The sequence below is a fragment of the Nocardioides marmoriginsengisoli genome (assembly GCF_003725695.1).
Classification (GTDB): Bacteria; Actinomycetota; Actinomycetes; order Propionibacteriales; family Nocardioidaceae; genus Marmoricola; species Marmoricola marmoriginsengisoli.
Map to the genome: position 1 here is coordinate 398,520 of NZ_RJSE01000007.1, position 26,578 is coordinate 425,097.

Below are 26,578 nucleotides of genomic sequence, written 5' to 3' on the forward strand. Positions count from 1 at the left end.
GTCTTCCCATGACTGAAGCACCGACGCGGGCGGCGAGCGCCCCGATGATCGACTGGGACCTCGCCGTACGGGTGGGGTCGCGGCTCGCCGGCGACGGACCGGCCGTCTCCCGCGGCGAGGCGTCGGAGGTCGTCGCGGAGCTCCGCGGGGGTGCCGAGAAGTCCACGCCGCTGGTGCGCGAGTTCACCGGCCTGTACGCCGAGGCACGCACCGCCCCGGTCCTGGTCGTCGACCGGCCCGGCTGGATCCAGGCCAACGCCGACGGTTTCGCGACGGTGATCGCCCCGATCGTCGGCAAGCTCCAGGAGAAGAAGGGGCCGCCGTCGGCGATGGCGGAGGCGATCGGGTCCCGGATCACCGGTGCCGAGCTCGGCGTGATGCTGGGCTTCCTCGGTGGCAAGGTGCTCGGCCAGTTCGACCCGTTCCACCAAGCCGAGGGTGCGGCCGGCCGGCTGCTCCTGGTGGCGCCGAACATCGTCCACGTCGAGCGCGAGCTCGGGGTCGACGAGCACGACTTCCGGCTCTGGGTCTGCCTGCACGAGGAGACCCACCGGGTGCAGTTCACCGCGGTCCCGTGGATGCGCGACCACCTCCAGGACCTGATGGGCGAGATCGTCGGCCAGGTGGAGACGGACCCGTCCGCGCTGCTCAGCGAGGGACTCTCCCGGGTCGGTTCGGTGCTCTCCGGCAAGTCCGACGCGAGTCTGCTCGACCTGTTCTCGACGCCCGAGCAGAAGACGATCATCGACAAGGTCACCGGTGTGATGAGCCTGCTCGAGGGGCACGCGGACGTGGTGATGGACGGTGTCGGGCCCGAGGTGATCCCGAGCGTCGACCAGATCCGGGCACGGTTCACCCAACGCCGCAAGGGCATCGGCACGCTCGACAAGCTGCTCCGCCGGCTCCTCGGCCTGGACCAGAAGATGGCGCAGTACCGCGACGGGGCCGTCTTCGTCCGGGCCGCCATCGACAAGGTCGGCATGGAGGGCTTCAACGCCGTCTTCGCCGAGCCCGCGAACCTGCCCACGAAGTCCGAGATCCACGACCCGGAGTCGTGGTTGAAGCGCGTCCACGGCTGATGGGGCTCGACCCGGCGGTCGCGGCGGTCCGGCTGGCGGTGCGCCGGAATCTGACGATCCTCAATGACGGCGAGGGCGGGTACTGGGCACCAGACCTCGGGAGCTCGGTGATGGTCGCCTGCTCCGGGGGCGCCGACTCCCTCGCGCTGCTCGCGGCGACGATCTTCGAGGTCGCCAAGCTGAAGGAGACCCGGGTGATCGGCGTGGTCGTCGACCACGGGTTGCAGGAGGGTTCGGCCGAGCACACCGCGCGGGTGGTCGAGCAGATGGCGGCGCTGGGCGCCGACGAGACTGCGACGATCCGGGTCACTGTCGACCCAGGTCCTGCCGGGATCGAGGCCGGTGCCCGGGAGGCCCGGTACGCCGCGCTCTCCCAGCTTGCCGAACACTTCTCCACGGAGCTCGTGCTGCTCGGGCACACCCTGGACGACCAGGCCGAGAACGTGCTGCTCGGCCTGGCCCGCGGATCGGGCGGGCGGTCGCTGCAGGGGATGCGGCACGGCTTCCGGCGTGATGAGGGCGAGCCGGTGCTTGAGCCCATCGCGAGCCGTACCGAGGAGACGCCGGACGGTCCGCGGACGCTCTACCTGGGGCACGAGGTGTTCCGGCACTCGACGGCGTTCTCCCGCCCGTTGCTCGGGATCACCCGCGCCCAGACCGAGGCTGCCTGCCGCGCCGAGGACATCGTCTGGTGGGAGGACCCGCACAACGCCGACCCGCGGTTCCTCCGGTCCCGCGTGCGGCACTCGGTGCTCCCGGTGCTCGAGCGCGAGCTCGGCCCCGGCGTCGCCCAGGCGCTCGCCCGGACGGCGGAGCAGTTGCGCCTCGACATGGACGAGCTCGACCTGCACGCCGAGGCCGCCCTGGAGGAGGCGCGGATCGAGGGCGGCATCGATGCCGACGACCTGGAGTACACCAGCCCGGCGATCTTCGGGCGCGTCCTGCGGTTGGCCGCGATCGAAGCCGGCGCGATCCCGTCCGAGCTGACCTACGAACACGTGCAGGCGATCCGGGGTACGCGACCGGGCAAGGAGATCCAGCTGCCCGGGCACGTCACCGCCTACCGCGAGGGCGAGTCGAGGATCCTCTTCAAGCCGACTCCGCCGCTTCCGGACTGATCGCCCGCCGGCGATAACCAGTCGATCCAGACTCCGGCCTCCGCGACAATCGTCGCGTGCTGAATCGTGAGCGGGTGCTGCAGCGGGTGGAGGACGACCTCCAGCGCGGGCACACCCATGTCGCGATCCAGCGCCTGACCACCCTGGTGCAGGGCATCCCCACCGACCTCGACCTCCGCCGCCGGCTCGCCGCGGTGCACCGGAGCACCGGCAACCTGGTGGAGGCCGGGCGCTGGTCCTACTTCGAGGCGGAGCGCGATCAGGCCTCGGTGGATGCGTTCGAGCGTGCCCGCCAGGATCCGCGCGGTCGCTTGAAGGCGCTCAACTGGCCGCGAGACCAGTGGGGCGAGGCGCCGGAGCGGGTACGCCGCACCCTGGAGGAACTGGAGGCGGCGCCCCGGTACCGCGGCGCCAAGGAGACGTCGGAGGCGAGCCGATGGGACGCCGTGCTCCGTGCCGGATGGGCCGCCTTCGCCTTGGTGAACGTTGCCGCGTGGGGGTTCGGGTACGTCGCGCTGGTCCGCTGGATCTGGTGATCTTCAGAGGAGTTCCTTCGCGAGCAGCCGGAGGGTCTCCTCGCGGGCCGGGGAGGAGTGGGTCGGAGTGCCCTGACGAGCACCGGCGACCGGGTGCACCATCACCTCGTCCACGCCGTACGTCGCGGCGAGCTCGCGGAGCTGACCGGCTGCGGCGGCCGGGGTGCCGATCACCCAGCGCCGTCGCATCGCCTCGACGAGGGGGCGGTGGGCGTCCGGGATCGGGTCGGACTGCGCGTCCTCGATCAGTCGCTGGGGGCGGAGCGTGCCGCCGGTCCGCAGCGCGACCATCGCCTGGAGCTGGGGCAGCGCCAGCGCCTCCGCCTCCTCGGCGTCCTCGGCCACCACGGCGTTCACGGTGAGGAACGTCTTCGGCTCCGCCAGCTCCTCCGAGGGCTGGAACCCGTCCCGGTAGAGCGCCAGCGCCTGGTCGGTGCCGTTGCCGGAGAAGTGGTGCGCGAAGACGTACGGCAGTCCCCGCGACGCGGCCAGCTGGGCCGAGTAGTCCGACGAGCCGAGCAGCCAGACGTCCGGTCGGCTCGTCGCCGCGGGGGTCGCGTTCAGGGCGTGCACCCGGCCGTTGACCTGCAGGCCCACGCCACCGGGGCTCATCATCGAGATCACGTTGTCGACGTACGACGGGAACTGGGCGACCGCGTCGTCGGTGACCCCGCCGCCGCCGTGCCGGAGCGCGTACGACGTCACCGGGTCGGAGCCGGGGGCCCGGCCGATGCCGAGGTCGATCCGGCCCGGGAACGCGGCCTCCAGGAGTGCGAACTGCTCCGCGATCACCAGCGGCGCGTGGTTGGGCAGCATCACCCCGCCCGAGCCGACCCGGATCCGGCGGGTGCTGCCGGCGACCAGGGCGATCAGCAGCGGAGGGTTGGTCGCGGCCACGGCTGGCATGTTGTGGTGCTCGGCCAGCCAGTAGCGGTGGTAGCCGGTCTCGTCGGCCACCCGGGCCAGGCTCGTGGTGGCTGCCAGCGCGTCTCCGGTGGTCTGGTCGCTGCGAACGGGAACGAGGTCGAGGACGGAGAGGCGCATGAGAACGTAACGCGGTCGTCGGCTCGGATAATCCCTGTGGCACGCTTGGACCCATGGACGCCGCGGATGTCGAATCGGACCTCGTCAACATCCTTTTCACCGAGGAGCAGATCCAGGGCAAGCTCAAGGAGCTGGCGCAGGAGATCGAGGCGGACTACGCCGGCAAGGACGTCCTGATCGTCGGCATCCTGCGCGGTGCGGTGATGGTGATGGCGGACCTGGCGCGGGCGCTGAACCGGCACGTCGAGATGGACTGGATGGCGGTGACGTCGTACGGGTCCGGCACCAAGTCCTCCGGTGTGGTCCGGATCCTCAAGGACCTGGACACCGACATCACCAACCGGCACGTGATCGTGGTCGACGAGATCATCGACACCGGCCTGACGCTCTCCTGGTTGATCTCGAACCTGGCCTCGCGCAACCCGGCCTCGCTGGAGATCTGCACGCTGCTGCGCAAGCCCGAGGCGCAGCAGATGGATGTCGGGGTCAAGTACGTCGGCTGGGACATCCCGAACGAGTTCGTCGTCGGCTACGGCCTCGACTACCAGGAGCGCTACCGCAACCTGCGCGACATCGGCACCCTGGCGCCGCACGTTTACAGCTAGGAAAGACCCGCGCGGAAGCGAGATCTGGGACTACCTGAGAGTATGTCCGGCGTGAAGCGAATTCTCCGCGGTCCCTGGTTGTGGATCGGTCTTGCCGTTCTGGGCGTCATTCTCGCGCTGCAGCTCATCTCGCCCGACGGCGGTTACACCGAGATCGAGACCTCCAGCATGGTCACCCACATCAACGACGGCGACATCAAGAAGATCACCTTCGTCGACGGCACCGACCAGCAGATGCGTGCCGAGCTCAAGGACGGCAAGAAGGTGATGGCCAACTGGGTCGACGGCCAGCAGGTCGGCCTGATGGCGGAGGCGCTGAAGCAGAACCAGGCGGACAAGATCAGCAAGGTCGCGGTCAAGATCTCCAAGCCGAGCGTGCTCGGCACGATCCTCGCCACCTTCCTGCCCATCATCATCCTGGTCCTGCTGTTCCTGTTCCTGATGAACCAGGTCCAGGGCGGCGGTGGCAAGGTGATGCAGTTCGCCAAGTCCAAGGCCAAGCTGATCAGCAAGGACATGCCGAAGACCACCTTCGCCGACGTGGCCGGCTGCGAGGAGGCCATCGAGGAGCTCGGCGAGATCAAGGAGTTCCTCCAGGAGCCCGCCAAGTTCCAGGCCGTCGGCGCCAAGATCCCCAAGGGTGTGCTGCTCTACGGCCAGCCGGGTACCGGCAAGACCCTGCTTGCGCGCGCCGTCGCCGGCGAGGCGGGCGTGCCGTTCTACTCGATCTCCGGCTCGGACTTCGTCGAGATGTTCGTCGGTGTCGGTGCCTCCCGGGTCCGCGACCTGTTCGAGCAGGCGAAGGAGAACGCTCCGGCGATCGTCTTCATCGACGAGATCGACGCGGTCGGCCGCCACCGCGGCACTGGCATGGGGGGAGGGCATGACGAGCGCGAGCAGACCCTCAACCAGCTCCTCGTCGAGATGGACGGCTTCGACGTCCGCGGCGGCGTCATCCTGATCGCCGCGACCAACCGTCCCGACGTCCTGGACCCCGCCCTGCTGCGGCCCGGACGTTTCGACCGCCAGATCAGCGTCGACGCTCCCGACCTCAAGGGCCGCGAGCAGATCCTCAAGGTGCACGCCCGCGGCAAGCCGATCGGTCCCGACGTGGACCTGCTCTCGGTGGCCCGTCGTACGCCGGGCTTCACCGGTGCCGACCTGGCGAACGTGCTCAACGAGGCCGCCCTGCTCACCGCCCGCCTCAACGGCAAGGTGATCGACGCGGAGATGCTCGACGAGGCGATCGACCGGGTCATCGCCGGCCCGCAGAAGCGGACCCGGTTGATGAGCGAGAAGGAGAAGCTGATCACGGCGTACCACGAGGGCGGACACGCCCTGGTCGCCGCGGCTCTCCCCGGCACCGACCCGGTGCACAAGATCACGATCCTGCCGCGCGGCCGGGCCCTCGGTTACACGATGGTGCTCCCGGACGAGGACAAGTACTCCCAGACCCGGTCGGAGATGCTCGACAAGCTGGCGTACATGCTCGGAGGTCGCGCCGCGGAGGAGATGATCTTCCACGACCCGACGACCGGTGCCGGCAACGACATCGAGAAGGCCACCTCGCTGGCCCGGGCGATGGTCACCCAGTACGGCATGACCGAGACCCTCGGCGCGATCAAGCTCGGCGACAGCGGCGGTGAGCCGTTCCTGGGCCGCGACCTGGGGCACACCCGGAACTACTCCGAGGACGTTGCCGCGATCGTCGACGACGAGACCAAGAAGTTCCTGCAGGCGGCGCACCAGGAGGCCTACGACATCCTCGAGGAGAACCGGGACGTCCTCGACGCCCTGGTGCTCGCGCTGCTGGAGAAGGAGACCCTCGACAAGGAGCAGGTCGCCGAGGTCTTCGAGCCGCTGCGACGCCGCTCGGCCCGCCCGGCCTGGACCGGTTCGCCGGACCGGACGCCGTCCGCGATCCCGCCGATCGACGTGCCGGCCGGTGCTCCGGCGGCTCCCGAGCCGGCGGACGAGGGCGGCGTGATCCTGACCCCGCCGAACACCGACGGCGACTCCTTCGGAGAGGCGCCGAACCCCGGGAACGCGCCGTGAGCGTCGGCCCGATCAGCGCGGGCTCGCTGGCCCCGATCAACGAGTTCGACCACGACCGGGCCGCCGCAGCGATCAAGGAGCTGCTCTACGCGATCGGCGAGGACCCCGAGCGCGAGGGCCTGCTCGACACCCCGGACCGGGTGGCCCGGGCCTACAAGGAGCTGACCGCGGGCCTGCGGCAGACCGCGGAGGGGGTGCTCACCACCACCTTCGACCTCGGTCACGACGAGATGGTGCTGGTCCGCGACATCGAGCTCTGGTCGATGTGCGAGCACCACCTGGTGCCGTTCACCGGGGTAGCCCACGTCGGCTACATCCCGGCCGAGTCCGGCAAGATCACCGGGCTGTCCAAGCTCGCCCGGCTGGTCGACGTCTACGCCAAGCGGCCTCAGGTGCAGGAGCGGCTGACCACCCAGATCGCGGACGCGCTGGTCGAGATCCTCGATGCCCGTGGCGTGATCGTGGTGATCGAGGCCGAGCACCTCTGCATGACGATGCGCGGGGTGAAGAAGGCCGGCGCCCGCACGATCACCTCGGCCGTCCGCGGGATCATGCACAACGCCGCCACCCGTTCTGAGGCGATGGCGCTCATCAACGCCGCCCACCGGTAGCCCTGTGGCTGCCGCGATCGCCTCGCTCACCCAGCGCCACGTCGCCGGGCTGCCGGTCGTGGACCGACCGCTGGTGATGGGCGTGGTCAACGTGACCCCGGACTCGTTCTCCGACGGCGGCCTGTACGCCGAGGTGGAGACCGCGGTCGCGCACGGTCTGGAGATGCTGGAGCAGGGCGCGGACCTCCTCGACATCGGCGGCGAGTCCACCCGGCCGGGGGCGACCCGACCGGTGGTGGCCGACGAGCTGGCCCGGGTGGTCCCGGTGATCAGCGGCCTCACTGCCGCGGGTGCTCTGGTCTCGGTCGACACCATGCGGGCCGAGGTCGCCGAAGCCGCGCTGGCCGCCGGCGCGGTGCTGGTCAACGACGTCTCCGGCGGGCTCGCCGACCCGGACATCCTCAAGGTCGTGGCCGAGCACGACGCCGCCTACGTGGCGATGCACTGGCGGGCGCACGCGTCCGAGATGCAGCAGCGGGCGACGTACTCCGGGCCCGACCAGGGCGGCGTCGTCGGGGATGTCCGCGCCGAGCTCGGGGCCCGCGTGGAGGCTGCGCTGGCAGCCGGGATCAGGCTGGAGCGGCTCGCGATCGACCCGGGCCTCGGCTTCGCCAAGACCGCCGACCACAACTGGGAGCTGCTGGCCGGGCTGGACGCGTTCGAGGAGCTCGGCCTGCCGATCCTGGTCGGGTCCAGCCGGAAGTCCTTCCTCGGCTCGCTGCTCGCCGACGCCGACGGCACCCCCCGGCCGGTCCTGGACCGCGAGGACGCCAACGTGGCGCTGACGACGCTCGCCGGGGTGCTGGGCGTCTGGACCGTCCGGGTGCACGAGGTGCGGGGGAGCGTCGACGCCCTGCGCGTCGTGGCGCGGTGGCAGGGGCGCTCGTTCGGTCCCGCGGTTGGGCGTTCCGAGCGCGCGGGTAGGGTCGAGGAGGAATGACTGACCAGCTGGCGGTGCGCGGCATCGAGATCTACGGACACCACGGTGTGTTCGATTTCGAGCGTCGCGACGGACAGATCTTCGTGATCGATCTGGTGCTGGGCATGGACACCCGCTCCGCCGCCTCCTCCGACGACCTGACCAAGACCGTCCACTACGGGTTGCTCGTCGACGCGGTGAAGGAAGCCGTCGAGAACGACCCGGTCGACCTGATCGAGACCCTGGCCCAACGCATCGCCGACGTCTGCCTCGCCTACGAGCAGGTCGACTGGGTGGACGTCACCGTCCACAAGCCGAACGCCCCGATAGAGGCGACGTTCTCGGACGTCGCCCTGACCATCAGACGGAGCCGAACATGACCGAGTCCCCGAACCCCGCAGTGATCGACACCGACACCCTGACCGGCGAGATGCACCCGATCAGACGCGCCGTGATCGCGCTGGGATCGAACCTGGGGGAACGGATGTACTCGCTCCAGGGCGCCGTGGACGCGCTCGAGGACACCCCCGAGGTCTGGCTGACCGGTGTCTCGCCGGTCTACGAGACCGAGCCGATCGGTGCCCCGGCCGGGTCGAAGCCGTTCCTCAACGCCGTGGTCACCCTGGACACCACCCTCTCGGCGCGGACCCTGCTCGAGCGCGCGCACGCGGTCGAGGACGCCTACGGGCGCGAGCGCGACGTGCTCAACGGCCCGCGCACCCTGGACGTCGACCTGATCGTCGTCGGCGACCGGCACGCGGACGACGACTCCCTCCGGCTGCCGCACCCCCGGGCCGCCGAGCGCGCCTTCGTGCTGGCTCCCTGGAACGACCTCGAGTCGGACGCGGAGATCCCCGGCTACGGCACCGTCGCCGAGCTCCTGGAGAAGGCCGGCCTCGACGGCGTCGTACGGCGTGACGACCTGACCCTCGAGGTCTCCTGAGGTGACCCGGGACCAGCCGCCGCTGGTCGAGCCGGACGAACCGGAACCGAGCGGTCACATCGAGCCGACCGGGCCGGGTCCGCTGGTCGTCCTCGGGTCGATCGGCCTCGTCGCCGGCTGGGCCGCCCGCGGCATCGCGATCCGGAACGGGTCGCCGACGCCGGTGATCTCCTGGACCGCCGTGGCCGTGGTCTGGTTCGTGATGGCGGTGACCGCCGGCACCGCCTACCTGACCTGGCGGACCGTCCACCGCGAGCGCCGCCGCCTGACCGCGCAGCAGGGCGTACGGCGGCTGGCGCTCGGCAAGACCATCGACCGGCTCGCCGCGCTGGCGCTCGGCGGTTCGATCGGGATGCTGATCTCCACCATCGGCGCTTCCGGGAACGGGGCGGACGTGCTCGCCTTACGGGCGATCGCGGCTGCGGTCGGTGCAGCAGCCGCGGTGGCTGCCGGCCTGCTGCTCGAGCACGCGTGTCGCGTCCCGCCCGCCGCGCGCGGCGACCTACGCTGAGCGCATGGCAGGCTCACGAACGTCCTCTCGTCGTCGGCAACGCAGTGTCCGCGTCACCGTCGCGGTCACCTTGCTCGCGGTGGCCACGGTTGCCGTCCTGATCGCCCTCCCGACCCAGTCGCCCGCCCTGCTCAGCGTCAGCGCGGTCGCCGCCCTGGTCCTCGGCTGGGCCGCCCTGCGGATCACCTGGACCGAGGTGCTGCAGTCGCGGCGCGAGAACGCCAGCGACCGCGCGTCCACCGCGACGGCGTACCGGACGCTCTTCTCCGAGCGCGCCGCCGAGCACGCCGAGTTCACCACCGCGATGACCGAGCGCCTCGCCGAGTCGACCACCACCATGCACGAGCTCCAGGGTGCCCTGGTGAAGGCGCAGCGGGAGACCGCGGCGATGACGGTACGCGCCGAGAACGCCGAGTCCGCGCACGCCACCGCGCTGGTCCGGGTCGCGGAGCTGGTCCGCTCGATCGACCTGCTCCGGGCCGAGCAGGAGGCCGAGCTCGTCCTCGGCGACGCCGCCCCCGGGTCGGTCGAGGACCTGATGGCGATCGAGGAGAAGGTCGCCCAGGCCCAGGCTAGCGGGAAGCACGCCAGCCAGACCGCCTAGTCGAGAAGGCCCTCCTTGTCGCTCGAGTGGGCCGTTCTTGTTGCCTCGGCAACCGCGGGTACGACGCTTCGGGCCTACTCGTGCGACAAATCGGGCCTACTCAACGGTTCACGTCGGCGCGGAGCATGGCGTGGATGCCGTTGGGGGTGAGGACGCCGAGGAAGCGGGCGCCGTCGGTGACGCCGACCATCGCCTTGTCCTCGCGGAGCAGCAGCGCCATCGCCTCGTCCAGCCTGGCGTGCACGTCGATGGTGCCGGCGAGGTCCGCGGCGGCGACACCGTCCAGCGGCTCCAGCCGGGCCGGGTCGATCGCGGTCACGGCGAGCCGGCGCAGGCCCCGGGCCCGGCCGACGAACTCGGCGACGAACTCGTCGGCAGGCGCGCCGAGGATCGCCGCGGGGGTGTCGTACTGCGCCAGCCGGCCGCCGGCGGCGAAGACCGCCACCCGGTCGCCCATCTTCACGGCCTCGTCGATGTCGTGGGTGACCATCAGCACGGTCTTGCCCAGGTCGCGCTGCAGCCGCAGGAACTCGTCCTGCAGGTGCGCGCGGACCACCGGGTCGACGGCGCCGAACGGTTCGTCCATCAGCAGCACCGGCGGGTCGGCGGCCAGGGCCCGGGCGACGCCGACGCGCTGCCGCTGACCGCCGGAGAGCTGGTGCGGGTAGCGCTTGGCGAAGGTGGCCGGATCCAGGCCGACCAGCTCGAGGAGCTCCAGCGCGCGGGTCTTGGCCTTCTTCTTCTCCCAGCCGAGCAGGCTCGGCACGGTGGCGACGTTGGTAGCGATGTCCTGGTGAGGGAAGAGCCCGACCTGCTGGATCACGTAGCCGATGCCGCGGCGCAGCTCGACCGGATCCGCGTCGGTCACGTCCGAGCCGTCGAGGACGATCCGCCCGGTGGTCGGCTCGATCAGCCGGTTCACCATCTTCAGGGTCGTGGACTTGCCGCAGCCGGACGGCCCGACCAGGCAGACCAGGGTGTTCGGGGCGACATCCAGATCCAGGGACTGGACCGCGACGGTGCCGTCCTCGTAGGTCTTGCCGACACCCTCGAGACGGATCATCGCCGTGGTGGAGCTGCCGGACGCGCTAGGTTCGCCTGGTGGTCCCACAGATCGCTCCTACCTTCTTGGACAACTGCCTGACCCGCAACGAGTGGATCTGCGGGCGGTACTACTCCACGCGCTCCGAAGAGCTGCGGGCCGCCGTGATCCAGCACCTCGGCATCGTGCTCGCCTCGGTCGCGCTGGGCCTGCTGGTCGCCGTACCGCTGGCTCTCCTGGCCCGACGCTACCGAAGACTCGAAGGAATCATCGTCGGCACGACCACGGCGATCTACACGATCCCCTCGCTGGCGCTGTTCTCGCTGCTGGTGCCGTTCACCGGCCTGGGGCCGCGCACGGTGCTGATCGGGCTGGGCCTGTACTCGCTGACGATCCTGGTCCGGGCGATCCTGGACGGGCTCGCGTCGGTCCCTGCCGACGTCCGGGAATCGGCGCTGGGAGTCGGGTACGGCGCCCGCACCCTGCTCTGGCGCGTCGAGATCCCGCTGGCGCTGCCGGCGTTCATGTCGGGCCTGCGGGTGGCGACGGTCTCGGCGGTCGCGCTCACCACGGTCGGCTCGATCCTGGACTACGGCGGACTCGGCGACCTGATCCTCGAGGACGCCACCTTCAAGGCCCAGGTACTGGCCGGGAGCGTGCTCTGCGTGGCCCTGGCGGTCACGCTCGACGTGGTGCTGGTCCTGGTGCAGCGGCTGCTCACCCCGTGGGCGCGGTCGGCCGCCCCGCGCCGGAAGGCGGTGGCCGCGTGAACGGCGTCCTCGACTGGTTCCGCGACTCCGAGCACTGGCACGGGGACTACGGCGTCCCGGTCCTGCTCGGCCAGCACTTCCTGCTGACCGTCACCGCGGTCCTGATCGCGTCCGCGGTCGGCTTCCCGGTGGCGCTCTGGCTCGGGCACCGCCACCGCGGCGGGCTGCTCGCGATCAACCTGACCAACATCGGCCGGGCGGTGCCGATCGTGGCGATGCTCTCGCTGTTCTCGCTGAGCGTCTTCGGGAGCGGCTACCTGGGGCCGTACGGCCGCTCCGGCCTGGCCACCCTGGTCACGCTGGCCCTGTTCGCGCTGCCGCCGATCGTGACCAGCACCTACACCGCGCTGGTCGAGGTCGACGCCGACGTGGTCGAGGCGGCTCGCGGCATGGGGATGAGCGAGGTCGCGGTGCTGCGCCGGGTCGAGCTGCCGCTGGCCGCGCCGCTGATCGTCTCCGGCCTCCGGCTCGCCGTCGTCCAGGTCTGGGCCACCGCCACGATCGCGGCGCTGGTCGCCGGCCCGGGGCTCGGCAACATCATCACCCGCGGCTACGCCAACAACCAGACCGCCGAGGTCGTCGCCGGCTCGCTGATCGTCGCCCTGGTCGCACTGCTGATGGAAATCGGGTTTGTCGGACTCCAGCGGATCGTGGACCCGCGTCCGGTCACGAGTCACTAACGGCTCCGGAAACGACCTTGTAAGGCTGTCGGAGCCATGCCCTAGGGTCGTCAGTGCGGGCACACGCTCCGGTGATCGCCGGTCGCGCGCAGGCCTGCCGGACACGCGCAGACCCTCCCAGGCTGCGGGACACAGAAGGCGGAAGACATGAACCCGAAGCTCGTACGACGGCTCGCGATCGCCCTGGTGGCGCCGATGCTGATGTTCACCGCAGCCTGCGGCGACGACGACAAGAAGATCGACAAGGCGCCGGACGCCGTCGACGGCGGTCCCGTCACGATCGTCGGCCAGAAGTTCCCCGAGGCCGACATCATGGCCGAGCTCTACAAGGGTCTCCTCGACAACGCCGGCTTCCAGGCGAAGGTGCAGGCGCTCGGCGGCCGCGACCTCTACCTCGACCCGCTGCAGAAGGGGACCGTCCAGGTCTCCACCGACTACCTCTCCTCGATGACCGAGGCGCTCAACCGCCAGGCCAACGGTGACGACGCCAAGCTGGTCGCCTCCAACGACGCCGACGCGACCCTCGTCGAGCTCAACAAGCTCGCCGGCCCGGTCGGCCTGACCGCGCTGAAGCCCGCCGAGGCGCAGGACGCCAACGGGTTCGCGGTGACGAAGGCCTTCGCCGACGAGAACGGCATCACCACGCTGACCGAGCTCGGCGCCCTCGGCAAGGAGCTCAAGCTCGGGGCCGCTCCGGACTGTGACAAGCGGCCCGACTGCAAGGTCGGCCTCGAAGGCACCTACGGCCTGAAGATCAGCAGCGTGGTCCCGACCGGCTTCGGGTCGGACGAGACCAAGGCCGACCTCAAGAGCGGCGCCACCCAGCTCGGCCAGGTCGGCACCAGCGACGCGACCCTCTCCAAGGACGGCCTGGTGCTGCTCGACGACGACAAGGGCCTGCAGAACGCCGAGAACCTGGTCCCGATCGTCAACTCGGCCTGGCTGAAGGAGCACCCGCAGGCGGAGGCGGCCCTGGACGCCCTGGCCGGCGTGCTGACCACCGACGACCTGGCTGAGATGATCGCGGAGGTGTCGATCGCCCGCGAGAAGCCGGCCGACGTCGCCGCCGCGTACCTCCAGGCGAAGGGACTCCTCAAGTAGACGTGCTCCGCCGCCAGCTCGCCCGTGGCGCTCGTCGCCTCAGGCACGGGCGGCCCACGCTCAGCATCGTCGTGCTCGCGGCCGGGGGAGACCCCGGCCGCTTGCGCGCGACCCTCGACGCGGTCCGGGACCAGCCGTCCCCGTCGATCGAGTTCGTCGTCGTCTCGTACGGCGACCCGCGCTCCGCCGGCCGTGCTGCCGCCGGTGACGACACCCGGGTACGGTTCCGGGAGGCCGAGGACCTCGCGAGTGCCCGTGCCCGCGGGGTGCAGGCGGCCCGCGGCACCCACGTGATCGTCGCCAGCCCGGGCGACCGCTACCCCCGGGCGGCGCTGGCCGACCTGGTCCCCGCGCTCGCCCGCGACGAGGCGCTCCTGCTCGCCACCGAGGCCGGTGAGCCGGACCGGGCCGACCTGCTGAGCCGCCCCGACTTCGCCCGGCTGCCGTTCCTCGGCCGGCTGGTGGTGCCGCGCGAGCAGCTGCTCGCCGCTCTGGGTGGTTCCCGGGTGACCGACGACCCCGACGGGCTGCGGATCGCCCTCGACGTCCTCGACGCCGGGGTCACCCTGACGCCGTACCGGGCCTGGTTCGACGGCCGCCTCGCCGAGCGCGGTCCCTTCCAGGTCAGGGCCGACCCGCTGGCCCGGCTGGAGGCCCACGTCGCCCGCGACCGGGACACCCTGGTGGCCCTGGTCGAGCGCCCGGCCGCCCGCGTGCAGCGGGCCGTCGGCGCGCTGGCCGAGCTGCGACCCTTCCTCGCCGCCGCCGAGGCGGCGACGGCCGACCAGCGGGAGCTGCTCCGGGAGCAGGCGGGCTCCCTGGCCGCGCTGGCCGCCGACCAGCTGGAGTCCGTCGACGTGCTGACCAGGATCCTCGCCGAGCTGGCTGCCGCCGGTGACTACGACGGGCTGGTCGACCTGGTCGCGTCCCGGGAGTTCGCCGACGGCTTCGGCACCCGGGTCGTCGACGGCGCGGTGGTCGCCCAGCTCGCGGATCCCCAGCTCACGGGGCGCGAGCCCCTCCGCGTGCTGACGGAGCACGAGACCCCGCTCCGCGCCCAGCTCCGCCGGCTCCGGGTGATCGACGACGAGCTGGTCCTCGAGGTGCTCGCCGGGGTCCGCCTCGTCGACACGGTCGAACCCCGGGTCGAGGCCCGGCTGGTCGACGCCGACCGCTCCGTGCCCGCCCGGGTGACGGTGACCGCCGACGCGGCGGTGACCCGCTGGCTGGCCGGGTCCGAGCAGGACCAGGACGGCGGTCTGCTCACCCTGCGGGTACCTGTCGGAGCGCTCGGACCGGGGCTCTGGCGCCTCGATCTCGACTGGGCCGACCGGGGTGTGCGCCGTTCCGGGACGGTCGACGACCTGGACCGCGCCGGGTCGGCCGGTCGTGCCGCCGTACCGCTGACCTCCTCGACGACGATCGCCGCCCGGGCACGGCACGGACGCGTCGTCCTGGCCGTGGCCGCAGGCCAGGCTGACGGCCCCGCGAGCACGCTGCGGAAGATCGAGGCCGTGGACGGGGCGCTGCGGCTGACCACCTCCGCCACGGTCACCGGCGTCCGGCTCGAGGGCAACGGGCACCGGGTGCCGGCGACCGCCGGCGGTGCTCCCGGGTTCTGGAACCTGCCGCTGACCGACGACCCGTGGAGCCTGGGCGCGGCTCCGCTGCCGACCGGGGCCTACCGGCTGGTGTTCGACGGCGCGGCCGTGGTTCCCGACCCGGCGCTGGTCGACCTGCTGCCGACCGACGAGCGGACCGCCCTGCACCGGGTCGAGGTAGCACGGGGGCACGGCGGGATCGTGGTCCACCTGGGTCCGCTGCTGGCCGACGACGAGCTCGGCCGGCGGGCGCAGCGCCGCCTCCAGGCCGAGCACCTGGTCGAGCGGCCGCTCGACCCGCGCCTGGTCTACTTCCAGTCGTTCACCGGCCAGTGGCCGGGCGACCACCCGCTGGCGATCCAGCAAGAGCTGTTCCGCCGGCGGCCCGACCTCGACGTCCGCTGGGTCGTCGCGGACTCCTCCGCCACGCCGCCCCCGGGCTCCCGGGCGCTGCTGTTCCGCAGCCGGGAGTGGCACGACGTGCTGGCGCGGGCGTCGTACGTGGTCACCAACATCGAGCTGGAGAAGACCGCCACCCGACGTCCCGGCCAGCAGATCCTGCAGACCTTTCACGGCTACCCGTCCAAGGCGATGGGGCTCGGGCTCTGGAAGCCGCGCGGGTTGCTGCCCAGCCAGATCGAGCGACAGCTGGACCACACCTCGCGGACCTGGAACAACCTGCTCACCCCGGATCCCGAGATGGATCAGTACTACCGCCGCGACTACGCCTACGACGGCCGGATCCTCGCGCTCGGCTACCCGCGCGACGACGTCCTGGTCGGCTCGGCGCTCGCCGAGCTGCGCGCCGCGACCCGGGCCCGGCTCGGCATCGGCGAGCACCAGCACGCCGTGCTCTACGCGCCGACCTGGCGCGACGACCTGGCCACCAACTTCCGGGCCGCCGAGGCGGTGCACCACCTCGACGTGGAGGAGGCGGCTGCGGCGCTCGGCAAGGACTACGTGCTGCTGATGCGCGGCCACCGGTTCCACGCCCCGCGGGCAGGGACCGGGTCGCGGGTCGTCGACGTGACCGGCCACCCGGACATCAACCACCTGATCGCCGCCTCGGACGCGGCGGTCCTCGACTACTCCTCGCTGCGCTTCGACTTCGCCATCACCGGCAAGCCGATGGTGTTCCTGGTGCCGGACCTGGAGACCTACGGGTCCCGGACCCGCGGGTTCCTCTGGGACTACCGCGAGACGGCGCCCGGGCCGCTGGTCGCCACCACCGCCGAGGTGATCGGCGAGCTGCGCGACCTGGACCGGCTCGGCGCCCGCTGGTCGGCCGACCTGGTCGCCTTCAACGCCCGCTACAACAGGCTCCAGGACGGCCGGGCGGCCGAACGGGTGGTGGAGGAGTTCTTCGGTCCGCTGCTCTGAGCGGAAGAGTCCGGACGCTCAACCCGGCCGCTCAGCCTGTCGAGACGCCGGGACGGGCCCTCAGCGCAGCCGAAGCCGCCGAGCGACCCGGCCGCCCAGCAGCCGGACCAGCTCGCGCCCGCCGAGCTCCTTGGCGGGCGACTTCCGCGCGCGCGATGCCTGGCGCGACTCCATCGCCGCCAGGGACTGCGATCCGTCGACGGCCCCGCGGACCACGTCGGCGAGCAGGTCCAGGGAGATCTCGGTGATCTCCGCGGGCAGCTCGGCGGGCTCGACGTTGCCGCGCAGGAGCAGCCGGGACGGATCGCCGACCACCCGCACCCCGGCCGCGGTGATCGCCGCGACCTGAGCTTCGGCTCGGTCCGCCACCTTCTCGTAGGCCCACCCGGGGAGACCGGTGATCTTCGGGCCGCCCTCCTCCAGCGCCGTCCGCAGCGCCTTCACGGTGCCGGCCTGGATGATCCGCCAGTACTGCTGCGGCGTCCACCCGTTCTCGCGCGCCATCAGGTTGAGGCGGCGCACCGCCTCGGTCTGGGTGAAGGTCAGCGACGTGTTCGACCGGGTGCTTCCGGGTTGGAGGGTGCCCTCGTCGAGCCCGAGGAAGGCCTCGAAGGTGTTCGGGGTCAGCCGGCGGTCGGCCTCGTCGGCGACGATCACCGTCATCCGGTCGCGGTCCAGGTGCCGGGCCCAGCGGTCCAGGATCGGGCCGACGTCGTGCGACTCCCACATCATCCGGGCTTCCCAGTCCCGGTCCGGGTCGTCGACGACGTGGTGCAGGAACTCCTCGTAGCCGAGCGTCATCCGAGACTTCACCCGCTCCTGCCAGTGCGACGGCAGCAGCTTGTCGAGCCGGCGGGCGACGTAGACCAGGTGGGTCCGCTCGGCGCCGGTGCCGGCCAGGATGCGGGCGATCGCGTCGTCGTCGGCGCGGCCGAAGTCCTCGTTGCTCACGCAGATCCGGGGCAGCTCGTTCCGGGCGATCTCGTCGACGTACGACGTCCAGCGGGCGATTCGCGGTGCCGCTCGTCCGACCGCGGAGTTGATCCCCATCACGGCCCAGCCGCCTTCGCGCGGCCGCATCTCGTTGCCGGGGTAGAGCACGCCCTGGGCGGCGAGCTCGGCACGGGACTCGTGCATCGCCGTCTGGATCGCGGTGGAGCCGGTCTTCTGCGGGCCGATGTGCAGCAGCAGGGCGCCCTCGGGGAGGAGGAGCGAGTCGGTCATGTCTGCCTCCAGGGCATCGAGTCGTCGAGGAGGGTGGCCAGCACCCGTTCGGTGGCCCGGCCGTCGTGGAGGCCGTTGAAGCGCTGGTTGAACGCCGCGACCTGGTCGGCGTACTCCGTGCGGAGGACGTCGGGCCGGCTGAGCGCTTCGGCAACCTCCGCGGTGGTGGTGAGCAGCGGGCCGGGTGCCGAGTCCTCGAAGCTGAACAGCGGCGGCCGCAGCCCGAAGTACGTGTCGCGGTCGGGGACGAAGAAGACCATCGGCTTGCCGGTGATCGCCCAGTCGAACCGGAGCGAGGAGTAGTCCAGGATCGCGGCGTCCGCCGCGAGGGTCAGCTCGTTGATGTCCGGGTAGTCGGTGACGTCGACGACGGAGCCCGCCCGCGCCACCCGCTCGTCCTCGCGCTGGTTGTTGTTGTGCCCGCGGACGAGCACGACGTACTCCGGGCCGAGGCTGTCGGTGAGCTGCTTGAGGTCGAGCTCGTCGAAGCGGCTGGCGGCGTACGTCTTGGTGGTCAGCGTGTCCCGGTACGTCGGCGCGTACAGCACGACGGTCTTCTCCTCGGGGACGCCGATCCGGGCCAGCACCGTGCTGCGGACGGCCGCGGCGTCGGCGTTGACCAGGATGTCCGTGCGCGGGTAGCCGGCCACCAGGACGGCCCCCTCGTAGAGGTACTGCTCGCGGTAGTACGCCTCGCACTCGGCGCTCGGGACCAGGATCAGGTCCCACTCCTCGTTGGCCTTGGCGACCGCGTGCTTGATCTGGCCCGGCGTGAACGCCTTGCTCCGCCAGAAGTCCAGGCCCATCGTCTTGAACGGGTAGCCGTGGAAGGTCTGCAGGTAGGCCTGGCCGGGCTTGATCCGGAACCACGGCCCGAAGTCGATGTTCTTGCTCAGGTAGCGGCTGCGGGCGATCGCGTCGTACCAGGCGGCGCTGCCGATCACGACCCGCTCGGCGCCCTGGGGGACCAGGGTCGAGGAGTCGGCGACTCCCCAGATCCGGGTGATGTCGGGTCGCGTCGCGGCGAGGTGGCGGTCGATCGCGAGCTGGCTGTCGGTCGCGAACTCGCCGAGGTAGCTGGCGAGCAGGAAGGAGTCGGTCAGCGCCGGAGTCCCCGCCCGGTACGCCGCGTGCAGCCGGAACTGGTTGTACCGGCCGAGCTCGTCGGCCTCGAGCGGCGGAGCCAGCGTGAACCGCAGCGGGACCTTCTTGCCGAAGGTGACGTTGAGGGCGCGGCCGTCGTCGAGGAGCCGTACCGGCAGCGAGCCGGCGAAGTCCGCGGACGGGTGCGGGCCCTTGCCGTCCACCTTGAGGACGTAGTCGGCGCTGGGGGCGGTGTGCGGGGTCGACCCGAACTCCTGGGTGACCGTCGAGAACCGGGCGACGGTGTCGGTCGACCCGACCAGCTCGAGGGTGGTCCGGGCGTTGCCCAGCGTCGCCTTGCGCAGCTGCGCGGCGGTCGCCGAGGAGAAGGTCAGCACGATCTCGTCGGCGGTGATCGCGACGTCCTCGACCAGCGGCCCCTTCGGGACTGCCGGGGGGTGCTTGAGCCCGCCGGCGCGGAGCCGGAAGGTGAAGCCCAGGCTGGGATCCCACTCCGGCCGGACGCCGAGCCGCGCCCCGTCGATCTCGACGTCGCGCGGCAGCGGCTCCTCGGCCGAGGAGCCCATGATCGGGTAGTGGAACGTCCCTGACGAGGTGATGCCCTCGCCGGTGATGGACCCGTGCAGGGACCACGGCTGCCCGGGAGCCAGGTCGGCCAGCGGGATCCGCACCCGGAAGCCCGCGGTGGCGCAGCCGGCGTACGGGAGCGGGGCCCAGAGGTTCGCCTCGCCGAAGGTCTCGTGGGCGAAGGCCAGCGGGATCTCGGTGTCGCCGGAGCGCAGCGCCAGCGTCATCTCCGGGGTCGCGTCGGTGACGTCCAGCCCGCGGTGCCGCATCCAGCCGGTGAGCTCCACCTCGGGCGTCGCGCCGGGGTGCCAGGTGAGCCGCTGGACGGCGCCCTCGAAGTGGCTCTCCAGGGTGGCCATCCGGTGCAGGTGCTCGGGCAGGCCGACCGCCCAGTCCTCGTCGTCGGGAAGGATCGCGACCAGGCTGCCGTCGACGACCCGGGTCGGCGGGACCTGGTGCACCGAGAGGAAGTACTGGGTGGCGGTGTCGACGTCGTCCCAGCGCTCGGCCGCGACCAGGTGCGCGCGGACCTTCGGGAACACCCGGACCAGGTCCCAGGCCCGGTCGGTGGCGCGCGTCGAGAAGGTCCGGTAGACCTCGGACAGCGTGGCCCGGTAGGTGTCGTCGGCGTCCAGGGCCTGCGCGACGAACGGACCGAAGTCGACCTCGAGGCACCGGGCCACCCAGACGTCGTAGGTCTGCTCCGACGCCTCGGCGCGGAGCATCGCGTGCGCCTCCTCCTTGACCTCGATCCGGTCGAGCAGGTTCTGGATCCTGGCCTTCTGGTGCCCGGTCGAGTCGTCGCGGATCCGCCAGTTGTAGGTGATCTGGCTGAGGATGTCGAACTTCTCCGCACGCACGTACGCCGCCAGCATCGGCACGTGGTCCTCGTAGGCGATGCCGCCGCGGAAGTCGCCGACGCGCTCGCGCCAGAACGAGGTCCGGAACACCCGGTTGCACGCGATGATGTCCTGCATCGCGGCCGGGAACTCGTCGATCGTGGTGCCGATCCGGTCGATCTGGTGGACGGTGCGCTGCCAGGTCGTCCGCATGTACTGGCGGTGCCGGAAGCGGCGTACCCCGCCGACGCAGAAGTCGGACCCGGATTTCCGCAGCATCGCGACCATGTGCGCGAACGCCTGCGGCGGGATGGTGTCGTCGGAGTCCATGAAGGTCAGGAACTCGGCGCGGGCCGCGGCGACCCCGACGTTGCGGGCGCTGCCCTGGCCGGCGTTGGCCTGGGTGAACACCCGGACCCGGGAGTCGCGCCGCTCGTAGTCGCGCAGGATCTCCAGGCAGGAGTCGGTGGAGCCGTCGTCGACGGCGATCAGCTCGAGGTTGTGCAGGCTCTGGGTCAGCGCGCTGTCCAGGGCCTCGCGCAGGTACGCCTCGACGTTGTAGACCGGCATCACCACGGTCAGCTCCGGACGCTGCCGCCGGCGCTCCCAGGCCACCAGCGGACGTCCGCCGAGCCGGCGCACGCCGCTCTTCAACCGCCGGCCGGCGCGGTTGCGGGCGAACCCGAGCACGCGCTGGGTGGTCGATGGTGACGCAGGCATGGCGGAGCGGGGGCCTCTCGGTCTGGTGCTGGGCTGCGCGCCAGTCTAGGCGGGCGCGGGGGCGGGACCGCGCGGAGCGGTGCGGCTCCGCTCAGATGTCGGTGTCGTCGGCGATGCCCAGCGGGTCGTCGCGCCGGATGTCGACGATCAGCCCGGTCTGGTCGCTGAGCAGGATGTCGATCGACCGGCGGGCCACCTCGACCGACTCCAGCAGGCTGCCGGCAGGCTCCTCGCCGAAGGCCTTCGTCCGCATCGGGGTCCCGGTCCGCTCCGGGTTGATGCAGTTGACCCGGATCCCGATGCCGGACCACTCGTCGGCGAGCGCCTGGGTCAGGTTGACCACGGCAGCCTTGGCCGACGAGTACAGCGCGTAGCCGCCCCGGCCGCGGGTGTAGGAGCTGGAGGTGAAGTTCAGCAGGCTGCCGCGGCTCGCGGACAGGTGCGGGTGGAACTCCTGGGCGATCATCACCGGTGCCAGGTAGTTGATCTCGGTGGCGGCGTAGATCGTCTCCTCCGAGGTCTCGATCAACTGACCGCGGGGGAGCACTGCGGCGGAGTTCACCACGAAGTCGATGTGGTCGGTCTTCGCCAGCACCTCGGCGATCGCCGCCTGCAGGTCGGTACGTCGCTCCACGTGGGTGTTGGTCGAGGACCGGCTGAACGTGAAGACCTCGGCGCCGTGCTGCCGGGCGAAGTCGGCGATGTCGGCACCGATGCCGTAGCTGCCGCCGAAGATCACCATCGTCTTGCCGGCCAGCGCCTGCTGGTACTCCTCCTCGGAGCGCGACGGCGGCAGGTTGCTGGTGGTCAGCTGGAAGAGCTTGTCGGCCAGGTAGACGTCGATCGGCTCGGTGACCTTCATGTTGCGCTCTTCGCCGGAGACCACCCAGATCGGGACGTCGGGGGTGTACTTCAGCACCACCGAGCAGTCGTCGGTGGCCTGGAAGTCCGGGTCGCCGGCCGCGACGGCGTACGCGGCCCGGATGACCCCGGCGCGGAAGGCCTGCGGCGTCTGGCCGCGCCGCAGGTTGGCCCGCGGCGGGATCTGCGAGATCACGTTGCGCTCGTCGACCTCGATGATGGTGTCGGCGGACGGGATCGCGACGTCGACGGCGTCGTACGTGTCGAGCGCCTCGAAGCAGTCGGTGATGATCCGCGAGGAGAGCAGCGGCCGGACCGCGTCGTGGAAGAGAACCCGGGCGTCGTCACCCTCGATGACGTCGAGCGCGCGCAGCGTCGTGCCGTTGCGGGTCGCGGCCCCTTCGAGCACCTGGGTGACCTTGGCGTAGTCCCCGTCCCGGACGATCGTGTGCACCGCATCGAGGTGGCCCTGCGCCATCATCACGATGATCTCGTCGACCAGCGGGTGCGCGTTGAACGTCGCCAGGGTGTGCTCGAGGATCGTGTGCCCGGCCACCTTGATCAGCTGCTTCGGGATGTCCAGGCCGACCCGGGTGCCGACGCCGCCGGCCAGGATCACGGCCACGCGTGCACTCATCGGGACTCCTTCTCGGCTGCCGGCTTCTGCCAACGGGCCCGAGTCTTCCGGATGCGCTGTCCGATCGCGAACTTGACAGCCCGCGCGGCGCCGAGGCCGGCGAGCTCCTCGGCGCGCGCCTGCTGGCGGGCCAGCACCGGGGTCCAGCGCTCGGTCTGGGCGGCGGCGCGCTCGCGGCCGGACGCGGCGATGGTGCGGAGCTGCTCGCGGTCGTCGGGTTCCAGGCCGGGCTCCAGGTCGGCGACGACCCGCGCAGCGTGCTCGATGCCGGTGCCGTCCGGCACGGCCAGGTCCTCCGGCGGCGGTCGCCGGCCGCGGACCGCCTGCAGGATCCCGCGGGACTCCAGGACCCGGATCCGCTCCTGGCCGGCCGCCACCACCTCGTCCAGGCCGGCGGCCTGCTCGGCGAGCTGGGACCGGCAGGCAGCGGCCGCCTCCTCGATCAGGCCGCGCTGCTCGGGGGTGACCCGGGTCGCCACGTCCTGGGCGTGCAGCTCGGCGAGGAAGCGGTGGTAGTAGTCCGGGGTGTAGTGCACCCAGAACGGGCCCCACGGGTGCTTGTCGGTCGAGGAGTAGCGCTCGTCGCGCAGGTCGATCCGGGCCCAGCCGTAGGCCTCCAGGGCGTGCGCGTCCAGGCGCTTCCACAACGCGTTCCCCGCCGGTACGTCGAACGGGGCGAGTCGGGCTCCCTTGCGCATCGGCATCCAGCCGGGGCGGTCGCCGACGACGATCTTGTTCGTGTTGAAGCCGCAGTGCAGGATCACCTGCGTGTTCGGGCAGTTCGTCCGGATGAACGCGTCGAAGCGGTCCATCGCCTCGATCCACAGCTCCAGGTAGGCGTCCGGGTCCTCCAACGGCCGGACCCGGGTCACCCGTCCGGTGGCGACCCAGTCGGCGTACTGGGCGGTCCGCCAGAGCTTCCAGCGGTTGTCGGTGACGTAGCGGCCGTCGTCCAGGCGGAGCACGCCGAAGTGGACGTCGCCGAAGAAGTCGAGCAGCAGGAAGTCGGGCTGGGCCTCGACGACGCCGGCCAGGAACTCGCGGGAGAGGTCGGAGCGGACGTTCCAGGCGTCGTAGTCGCCCAGCGGGTCGGCGTCGGTGAGCTCCGGCTCCACGGGCGGCGACATCATCGCGATCATCGAGCTCTGGTTGGCGGCCAGGACCACGTCGTACCAGCGCCGGTGGTCCTCGTTGAACCGCGCGTTGAAGTTGTCCCGGGTGATGCAGCTGCCGCAGACCGCGACCGTGCGCAGCGATCCGTCGCCGTCCTCAGCGGGCCGGCGTCCGGCGTGTTCGTTGATCGCGGGCCTCCTTCGCGGTTGGGTCGTACGGAGCCCAGCATAGGAAGTCGGGCGAGGGTATCCTCGCGTGACCTGTCGTCGAACCGAGATTGGCTGCCGCCGTGACCACCGCGCACCCCGTACCGCCGGTCGAGGCTCCTCGGTTCACGATCGTGACGGCGGTCTACAACGTCGCGACGTACCTGCCGGCCTTCATCGCCTCGGTCGACGCCCAGACCTTCGGTCCGGAGGGTCTCGAGGTGGTGGCCGTCGACGACGGTTCGACCGACGACTCGCTGGCGCTGCTGCACGCCTGGGCGGAGCGGGCGGCGTACCCGGTGGTGGTGCTGACGAAGGAGAACGGCGGCCAGTCCACCGCCCGGAACCTCGGGCTCGACCACGCCCGCGGCGAGTGGGTCACCTTCACCGACCCCGACGACGTGATCGAGCCGGGCTACCTGGCCGGCGTCGACGCCTTCCTGACCGCGGAGCCCGGGGCCGTGCTGGTGGCCTGCAACCTGCTGCTGCTCCAGGACCGGACCGGGCAGGTCGAGGACGAGCACCCGCTGCGGCACCGGTTCCGCGGGAAGGCCCGGCTGCGCGACCTGGACCGGGAGCCCGCGTACTTCTTCGGGAGCGCTCCGGTGGCGTTCTTCCGGCGCTCGGACGTCGAGCGGCTCGGCCTGCGGTTCGACCCGGCGATCCGCCCGAACTTCGAGGACGGCCACTTCACCGGGATCTACCTGCTCTCCTTCGAGCGCCCGCTGGTCGGCTTCGTACCGCAGGCTCGCTACCAGTACCGCAAGCGCGCCGACACGTCCTCCACGACCGGGAGCAGCGCGCGCGACCGCGGTCGCTACACCACGGTCCTCCGGCTCGGCTACCTCGACCTGCTGCGACGGGCGGCGGCCGACCGCGACGGCCGGATCCCGGAGTGGCTCCAGAACCTGATCCTCTACGAGCTCTCCTGGATCATCACGCTGCAGCTGCGGGCCGGCGGCTCGTCCTCGTCCGCGGTCGCCGAGGCCTCCGACGAATTCCACGGGCTGATGGTCGAGCTGACCGGACTGCTCGACCCGGAGGTCGTCGACCGCAGCCCGGTCAGCCGTCTCAACCAGCTCTGGCGCGACGTGCTGCTGCACGCCTGGTCCGGCGAGGACTGGCAGCAGTCGCCGGTCCAGGTCACCCACTTCGACCGTGCGCAGGGTCTCGTCCGCCTGGAGTACCGGTACGTCGGCACGGCGCCCGCCGAGGTCTGCGTCAGCGGCGGCGTCCCGGTACGGCCGGTGTACGCCAAGACCCGCGACGTGTCGTTCGTCGGCCGGGTCGTCCTGCACGAGCGCAGCCTCTGGCTGCCGGCCGGCAAGGCGATCAGGATCGACCTGAACGGACGCAGCGCGGCGCTGGACACCGAGGAGCCGCGGCGCGGGTCGAGCGTGGCCACGGTGCCGTCGATCCGGCGCCACCTGGACCGGCACGGCTACCGCGAGGACCCGGAGCCGTGGGAGCGGCCTACCGTCGATCCGGAGCCGAACGCGGCCAGGATCCTCCGGCTCGCCCGCTCCCGTCCGGTACGCCGCGTCCTGGGCCGCGCGTGGGTGCTGATGGACCGGGTCCACGACGCCGGCGACAACGGCGAACGGCTCTTCGAGTACCTGCGCGCCGAGCGCCCCGACATCAACGCCTGGTTCACGATCCGTCGCGACGCCCCGGAGTGGGCGGGCCTCCGCCGCCGCCACGGCCGCCGGGTGGTGGCCTACGGGTCGCTGCGCTGGAAGCTGCTGCTCCTCAACGCCGAGCACCTGGTCTCCTCGCACGCCGACCAGCCGGTGACCGCGCCGCGGGAGATCACCGAGGGTCTCGGCGTGCGCCCGGAGTGGCGGTTCACGTTCCTCCAGCACGGCGTGATCAAGGACGACCTGTCGAACTGGCTGAACCCGAAGAGCATCGACACCTTCGTCACCAGCACCCGCGCCGAGCAGGAGTCGATCGCCGGGGACCACAACGGCTACGCGTACAGCAGTCGCGAGGCACGGCTCACCGGGCTGCCCCGCTTCGACCGGCTCCGCGAGATCGGCGCCCGGGTGGGCGTACCGGGCCGGGACCTGATCCTGGTCGCGCCGACCTGGCGCAACTGGCTCACCCGGCAGCTGGAGCTGGGTTCCCAGGAGCGCGAGCTCAGCGACGACTTCGCGTCCTCCGAGTTCGCCACCAGCTGGCTCGACCTGCTGGGATCGGCGGAGCTCGCGCGGGCGGCCGCCGACCTCGGTCTCACGATCGCGTTCCTGCCGCACCCCAACCTCCGCGAGGCGCTCTCCGCGGTGGACCTCCCGGCCGGCGTGGAGCCGTTCACCTTCGAGGGCGACGTCCAGGAGCTCTTCGCCCGCTCGGCGGTCCTGGTCACCGACTACTCCTCGATGGCGTTCAACGCCGCCTACCTCGACATCCCCGTCGTCTACTTCCAGTTCGACCGCGACCGGGTGCTGGCCGGCGAGCACGTCGGCAGCCGCGGGTACTACGACTACGAGCGCGACGGCTACGGCCCGGTCCGCACCGAACTGGCGGCGGCGGTCGCGGCGGTCGTCGAGTCGGCCCGTACCCGGACACCGGCCCCCGAGTACCAGGCCCGGATCGAGGCGGCCTTCCCGGAGCGCGACGGCCGCTGCTGCGAGCGGGTGGTCGCCGCGATCACGGAGTCCACCCGGAAGGCGCCGGCAGCGGAACCGCTCTGAGCCCGGATCCACCGG

General features: G+C 71.5%; 22 protein-coding genes. 16 read left to right on the top strand and 6 right to left on the bottom strand.

Features of this window, described 5'->3' with window-relative positions:
- Positions 1-8: 8 nt before the first annotated feature.
- The 3 genes from EFK50_RS10520 to EFK50_RS10530 are packed head-to-tail and all read left to right on the top strand — an operon-like array spanning position 9 to position 2,733.
- Positions 9-1,079, top strand: coding sequence for a zinc-dependent metalloprotease (locus EFK50_RS10520; protein ID WP_246004119.1), 1,071 nt, complete (start codon positions 9-11; stop codon positions 1,077-1,079).
- Entirely contained in the window at positions 1,055-2,197 is a 1,143-nt protein-coding gene (gene tilS, locus EFK50_RS10525; RefSeq protein WP_342772420.1) for a tRNA lysidine(34) synthetase TilS, read from the top strand. Before EFK50_RS10520 ends, tilS begins: the two co-directional genes overlap by 25 nt.
- A 56-nt stretch (positions 2,198-2,253) precedes the next feature.
- A complete protein-coding gene (locus EFK50_RS10530; protein WP_123227515.1) occupies positions 2,254-2,733 on the top strand; it encodes a DUF6584 family protein in 480 nt (159 codons plus the stop codon).
- Positions 2,734-2,736: 3 nt separating this feature from the next.
- Here EFK50_RS10530 and EFK50_RS10535 read toward each other — a convergent pair whose 3' ends face one another.
- Entirely contained in the window at positions 2,737-3,777 is a 1,041-nt protein-coding gene (locus EFK50_RS10535) for an LLM class flavin-dependent oxidoreductase (RefSeq protein ID WP_123227516.1), read from the bottom strand.
- 53 nt (positions 3,778-3,830) lie between these two features.
- Between EFK50_RS10535 and hpt the strand changes: the two genes are divergently transcribed.
- The 8 genes from hpt (at position 3,831) to EFK50_RS10575 (ending at position 10,025) form a co-directional block, all read left to right on the top strand.
- Positions 3,831-4,382, top strand: coding sequence for a hypoxanthine phosphoribosyltransferase (gene hpt, locus EFK50_RS10540; protein WP_123227517.1), 552 nt, complete (start codon positions 3,831-3,833; stop codon positions 4,380-4,382).
- Positions 4,383-4,424: 42 nt separating this feature from the next.
- Positions 4,425-6,437, top strand: a complete 2,013-nt coding sequence (ftsH, locus tag EFK50_RS10545) for an ATP-dependent zinc metalloprotease FtsH (RefSeq protein ID WP_123227518.1) — start codon at positions 4,425-4,427, stop codon at positions 6,435-6,437.
- A 35-nt stretch (positions 6,438-6,472) separates the two neighbouring features.
- Positions 6,473-7,048 carry a GTP cyclohydrolase I FolE gene (folE, locus tag EFK50_RS10550; RefSeq protein ID WP_246004191.1) on the top strand — a complete coding sequence of 192 codons (576 nt, stop codon included), beginning with the start codon at positions 6,473-6,475 and terminating at the stop codon, positions 7,046-7,048.
- A gap of 76 nt (positions 7,049-7,124) precedes the next feature.
- On the top strand, positions 7,125-7,988 hold the full coding sequence (gene folP / locus EFK50_RS10555) for a dihydropteroate synthase (protein ID WP_123228621.1): 864 nt from the start codon (positions 7,125-7,127) through the stop codon (positions 7,986-7,988).
- Entirely contained in the window at positions 7,985-8,347 is a 363-nt protein-coding gene (gene folB, locus EFK50_RS10560; RefSeq protein ID WP_123227519.1) for a dihydroneopterin aldolase, read from the top strand. The genes folP and folB overlap by 4 nt, the downstream gene beginning before the upstream one ends.
- Entirely contained in the window at positions 8,344-8,910 is a 567-nt protein-coding gene (gene folK, locus EFK50_RS10565) for a 2-amino-4-hydroxy-6-hydroxymethyldihydropteridine diphosphokinase (protein WP_123227520.1), read from the top strand. The genes folB and folK overlap by 4 nt, the downstream gene beginning before the upstream one ends.
- Position 8,911: 1 nt before the next feature.
- Positions 8,912-9,421 carry a DUF3180 domain-containing protein gene (locus EFK50_RS10570; protein ID WP_123227521.1) on the top strand — a complete coding sequence of 170 codons (510 nt, stop codon included), beginning with the start codon at positions 8,912-8,914 and terminating at the stop codon, positions 9,419-9,421.
- Positions 9,422-9,425: 4 nt separating this feature from the next.
- The gene (locus tag EFK50_RS10575; RefSeq protein WP_148046120.1) at positions 9,426-10,025 is read left to right on the top strand and encodes a hypothetical protein; all 600 of its coding nucleotides are present in this window, start codon (positions 9,426-9,428) and stop codon (positions 10,023-10,025) included.
- A 100-nt stretch (positions 10,026-10,125) separates the two neighbouring features.
- Here EFK50_RS10575 and EFK50_RS10580 read toward each other — a convergent pair whose 3' ends face one another.
- Complete coding sequence (locus tag EFK50_RS10580) at positions 10,126-11,088, bottom strand: ABC transporter ATP-binding protein (protein WP_123227523.1); 963 nt, start codon at positions 11,086-11,088, stop codon at positions 10,126-10,128.
- Between the two features lie 38 nt (positions 11,089-11,126).
- On the opposite strand from EFK50_RS10580, the gene EFK50_RS10585 reads away from it, so the two are divergent.
- The 4 genes from EFK50_RS10585 to EFK50_RS10600 all read left to right on the top strand — a co-directional run bounded on the left by EFK50_RS10585 (position 11,127) and on the right by EFK50_RS10600 (position 16,599).
- Positions 11,127-11,837 carry an ABC transporter permease gene (locus EFK50_RS10585; protein WP_246004120.1) on the top strand — a complete coding sequence of 237 codons (711 nt, stop codon included), beginning with the start codon at positions 11,127-11,129 and terminating at the stop codon, positions 11,835-11,837.
- Positions 11,834-12,517 (top strand): ABC transporter permease, encoded by a 684-nt coding sequence (locus EFK50_RS10590; RefSeq protein ID WP_123228622.1) that lies wholly within the window; start codon positions 11,834-11,836, stop codon positions 12,515-12,517. The genes EFK50_RS10585 and EFK50_RS10590 overlap by 4 nt, the downstream gene beginning before the upstream one ends.
- A gap of 147 nt (positions 12,518-12,664) precedes the next feature.
- Complete coding sequence (locus tag EFK50_RS10595) at positions 12,665-13,618, top strand: ABC transporter substrate-binding protein (protein WP_123227525.1); 954 nt, start codon at positions 12,665-12,667, stop codon at positions 13,616-13,618.
- 2 nt (positions 13,619-13,620) lie between these two features.
- Positions 13,621-16,599: a bifunctional glycosyltransferase/CDP-glycerol:glycerophosphate glycerophosphotransferase gene (locus EFK50_RS10600; protein ID WP_148046121.1), complete on the top strand. Its 2,979-nt coding sequence runs from the start codon at positions 13,621-13,623 to the stop codon at positions 16,597-16,599.
- A 60-nt stretch (positions 16,600-16,659) separates the two neighbouring features.
- On the opposite strand, the gene EFK50_RS10605 is transcribed toward EFK50_RS10600, so the two are convergent.
- From EFK50_RS10605 to EFK50_RS10620, 4 genes are all read right to left on the bottom strand, one after another.
- Complete coding sequence (locus EFK50_RS10605; RefSeq protein WP_123227527.1) at positions 16,660-17,823, bottom strand: hypothetical protein; 1,164 nt, start codon at positions 17,821-17,823, stop codon at positions 16,660-16,662.
- A complete protein-coding gene (locus EFK50_RS10610) occupies positions 17,820-21,053 on the bottom strand; it encodes a bifunctional glycosyltransferase/CDP-glycerol:glycerophosphate glycerophosphotransferase (protein WP_123227528.1) in 3,234 nt (1,077 codons plus the stop codon). Before EFK50_RS10610 ends, EFK50_RS10605 begins: the two co-directional genes overlap by 4 nt.
- A gap of 91 nt (positions 21,054-21,144) precedes the next feature.
- Positions 21,145-22,551, bottom strand: a complete 1,407-nt coding sequence (locus EFK50_RS10615; protein WP_123227529.1) for a bifunctional cytidylyltransferase/SDR family oxidoreductase — start codon at positions 22,549-22,551, stop codon at positions 21,145-21,147.
- Positions 22,548-23,942, bottom strand: a complete 1,395-nt coding sequence (locus EFK50_RS10620) for a DUF6270 domain-containing protein (RefSeq protein ID WP_221177422.1) — start codon at positions 23,940-23,942, stop codon at positions 22,548-22,550. Before EFK50_RS10620 ends, EFK50_RS10615 begins: the two co-directional genes overlap by 4 nt.
- Before the next feature lie 11 nt (positions 23,943-23,953).
- Between EFK50_RS10620 and EFK50_RS10625 the strand changes: the two genes are divergently transcribed.
- The gene (locus EFK50_RS10625; RefSeq protein WP_183407764.1) at positions 23,954-26,563 is read left to right on the top strand and encodes a bifunctional glycosyltransferase/CDP-glycerol:glycerophosphate glycerophosphotransferase; all 2,610 of its coding nucleotides are present in this window, start codon (positions 23,954-23,956) and stop codon (positions 26,561-26,563) included.
- The last annotated feature ends 15 nt before the right edge of the window (positions 26,564-26,578 follow it).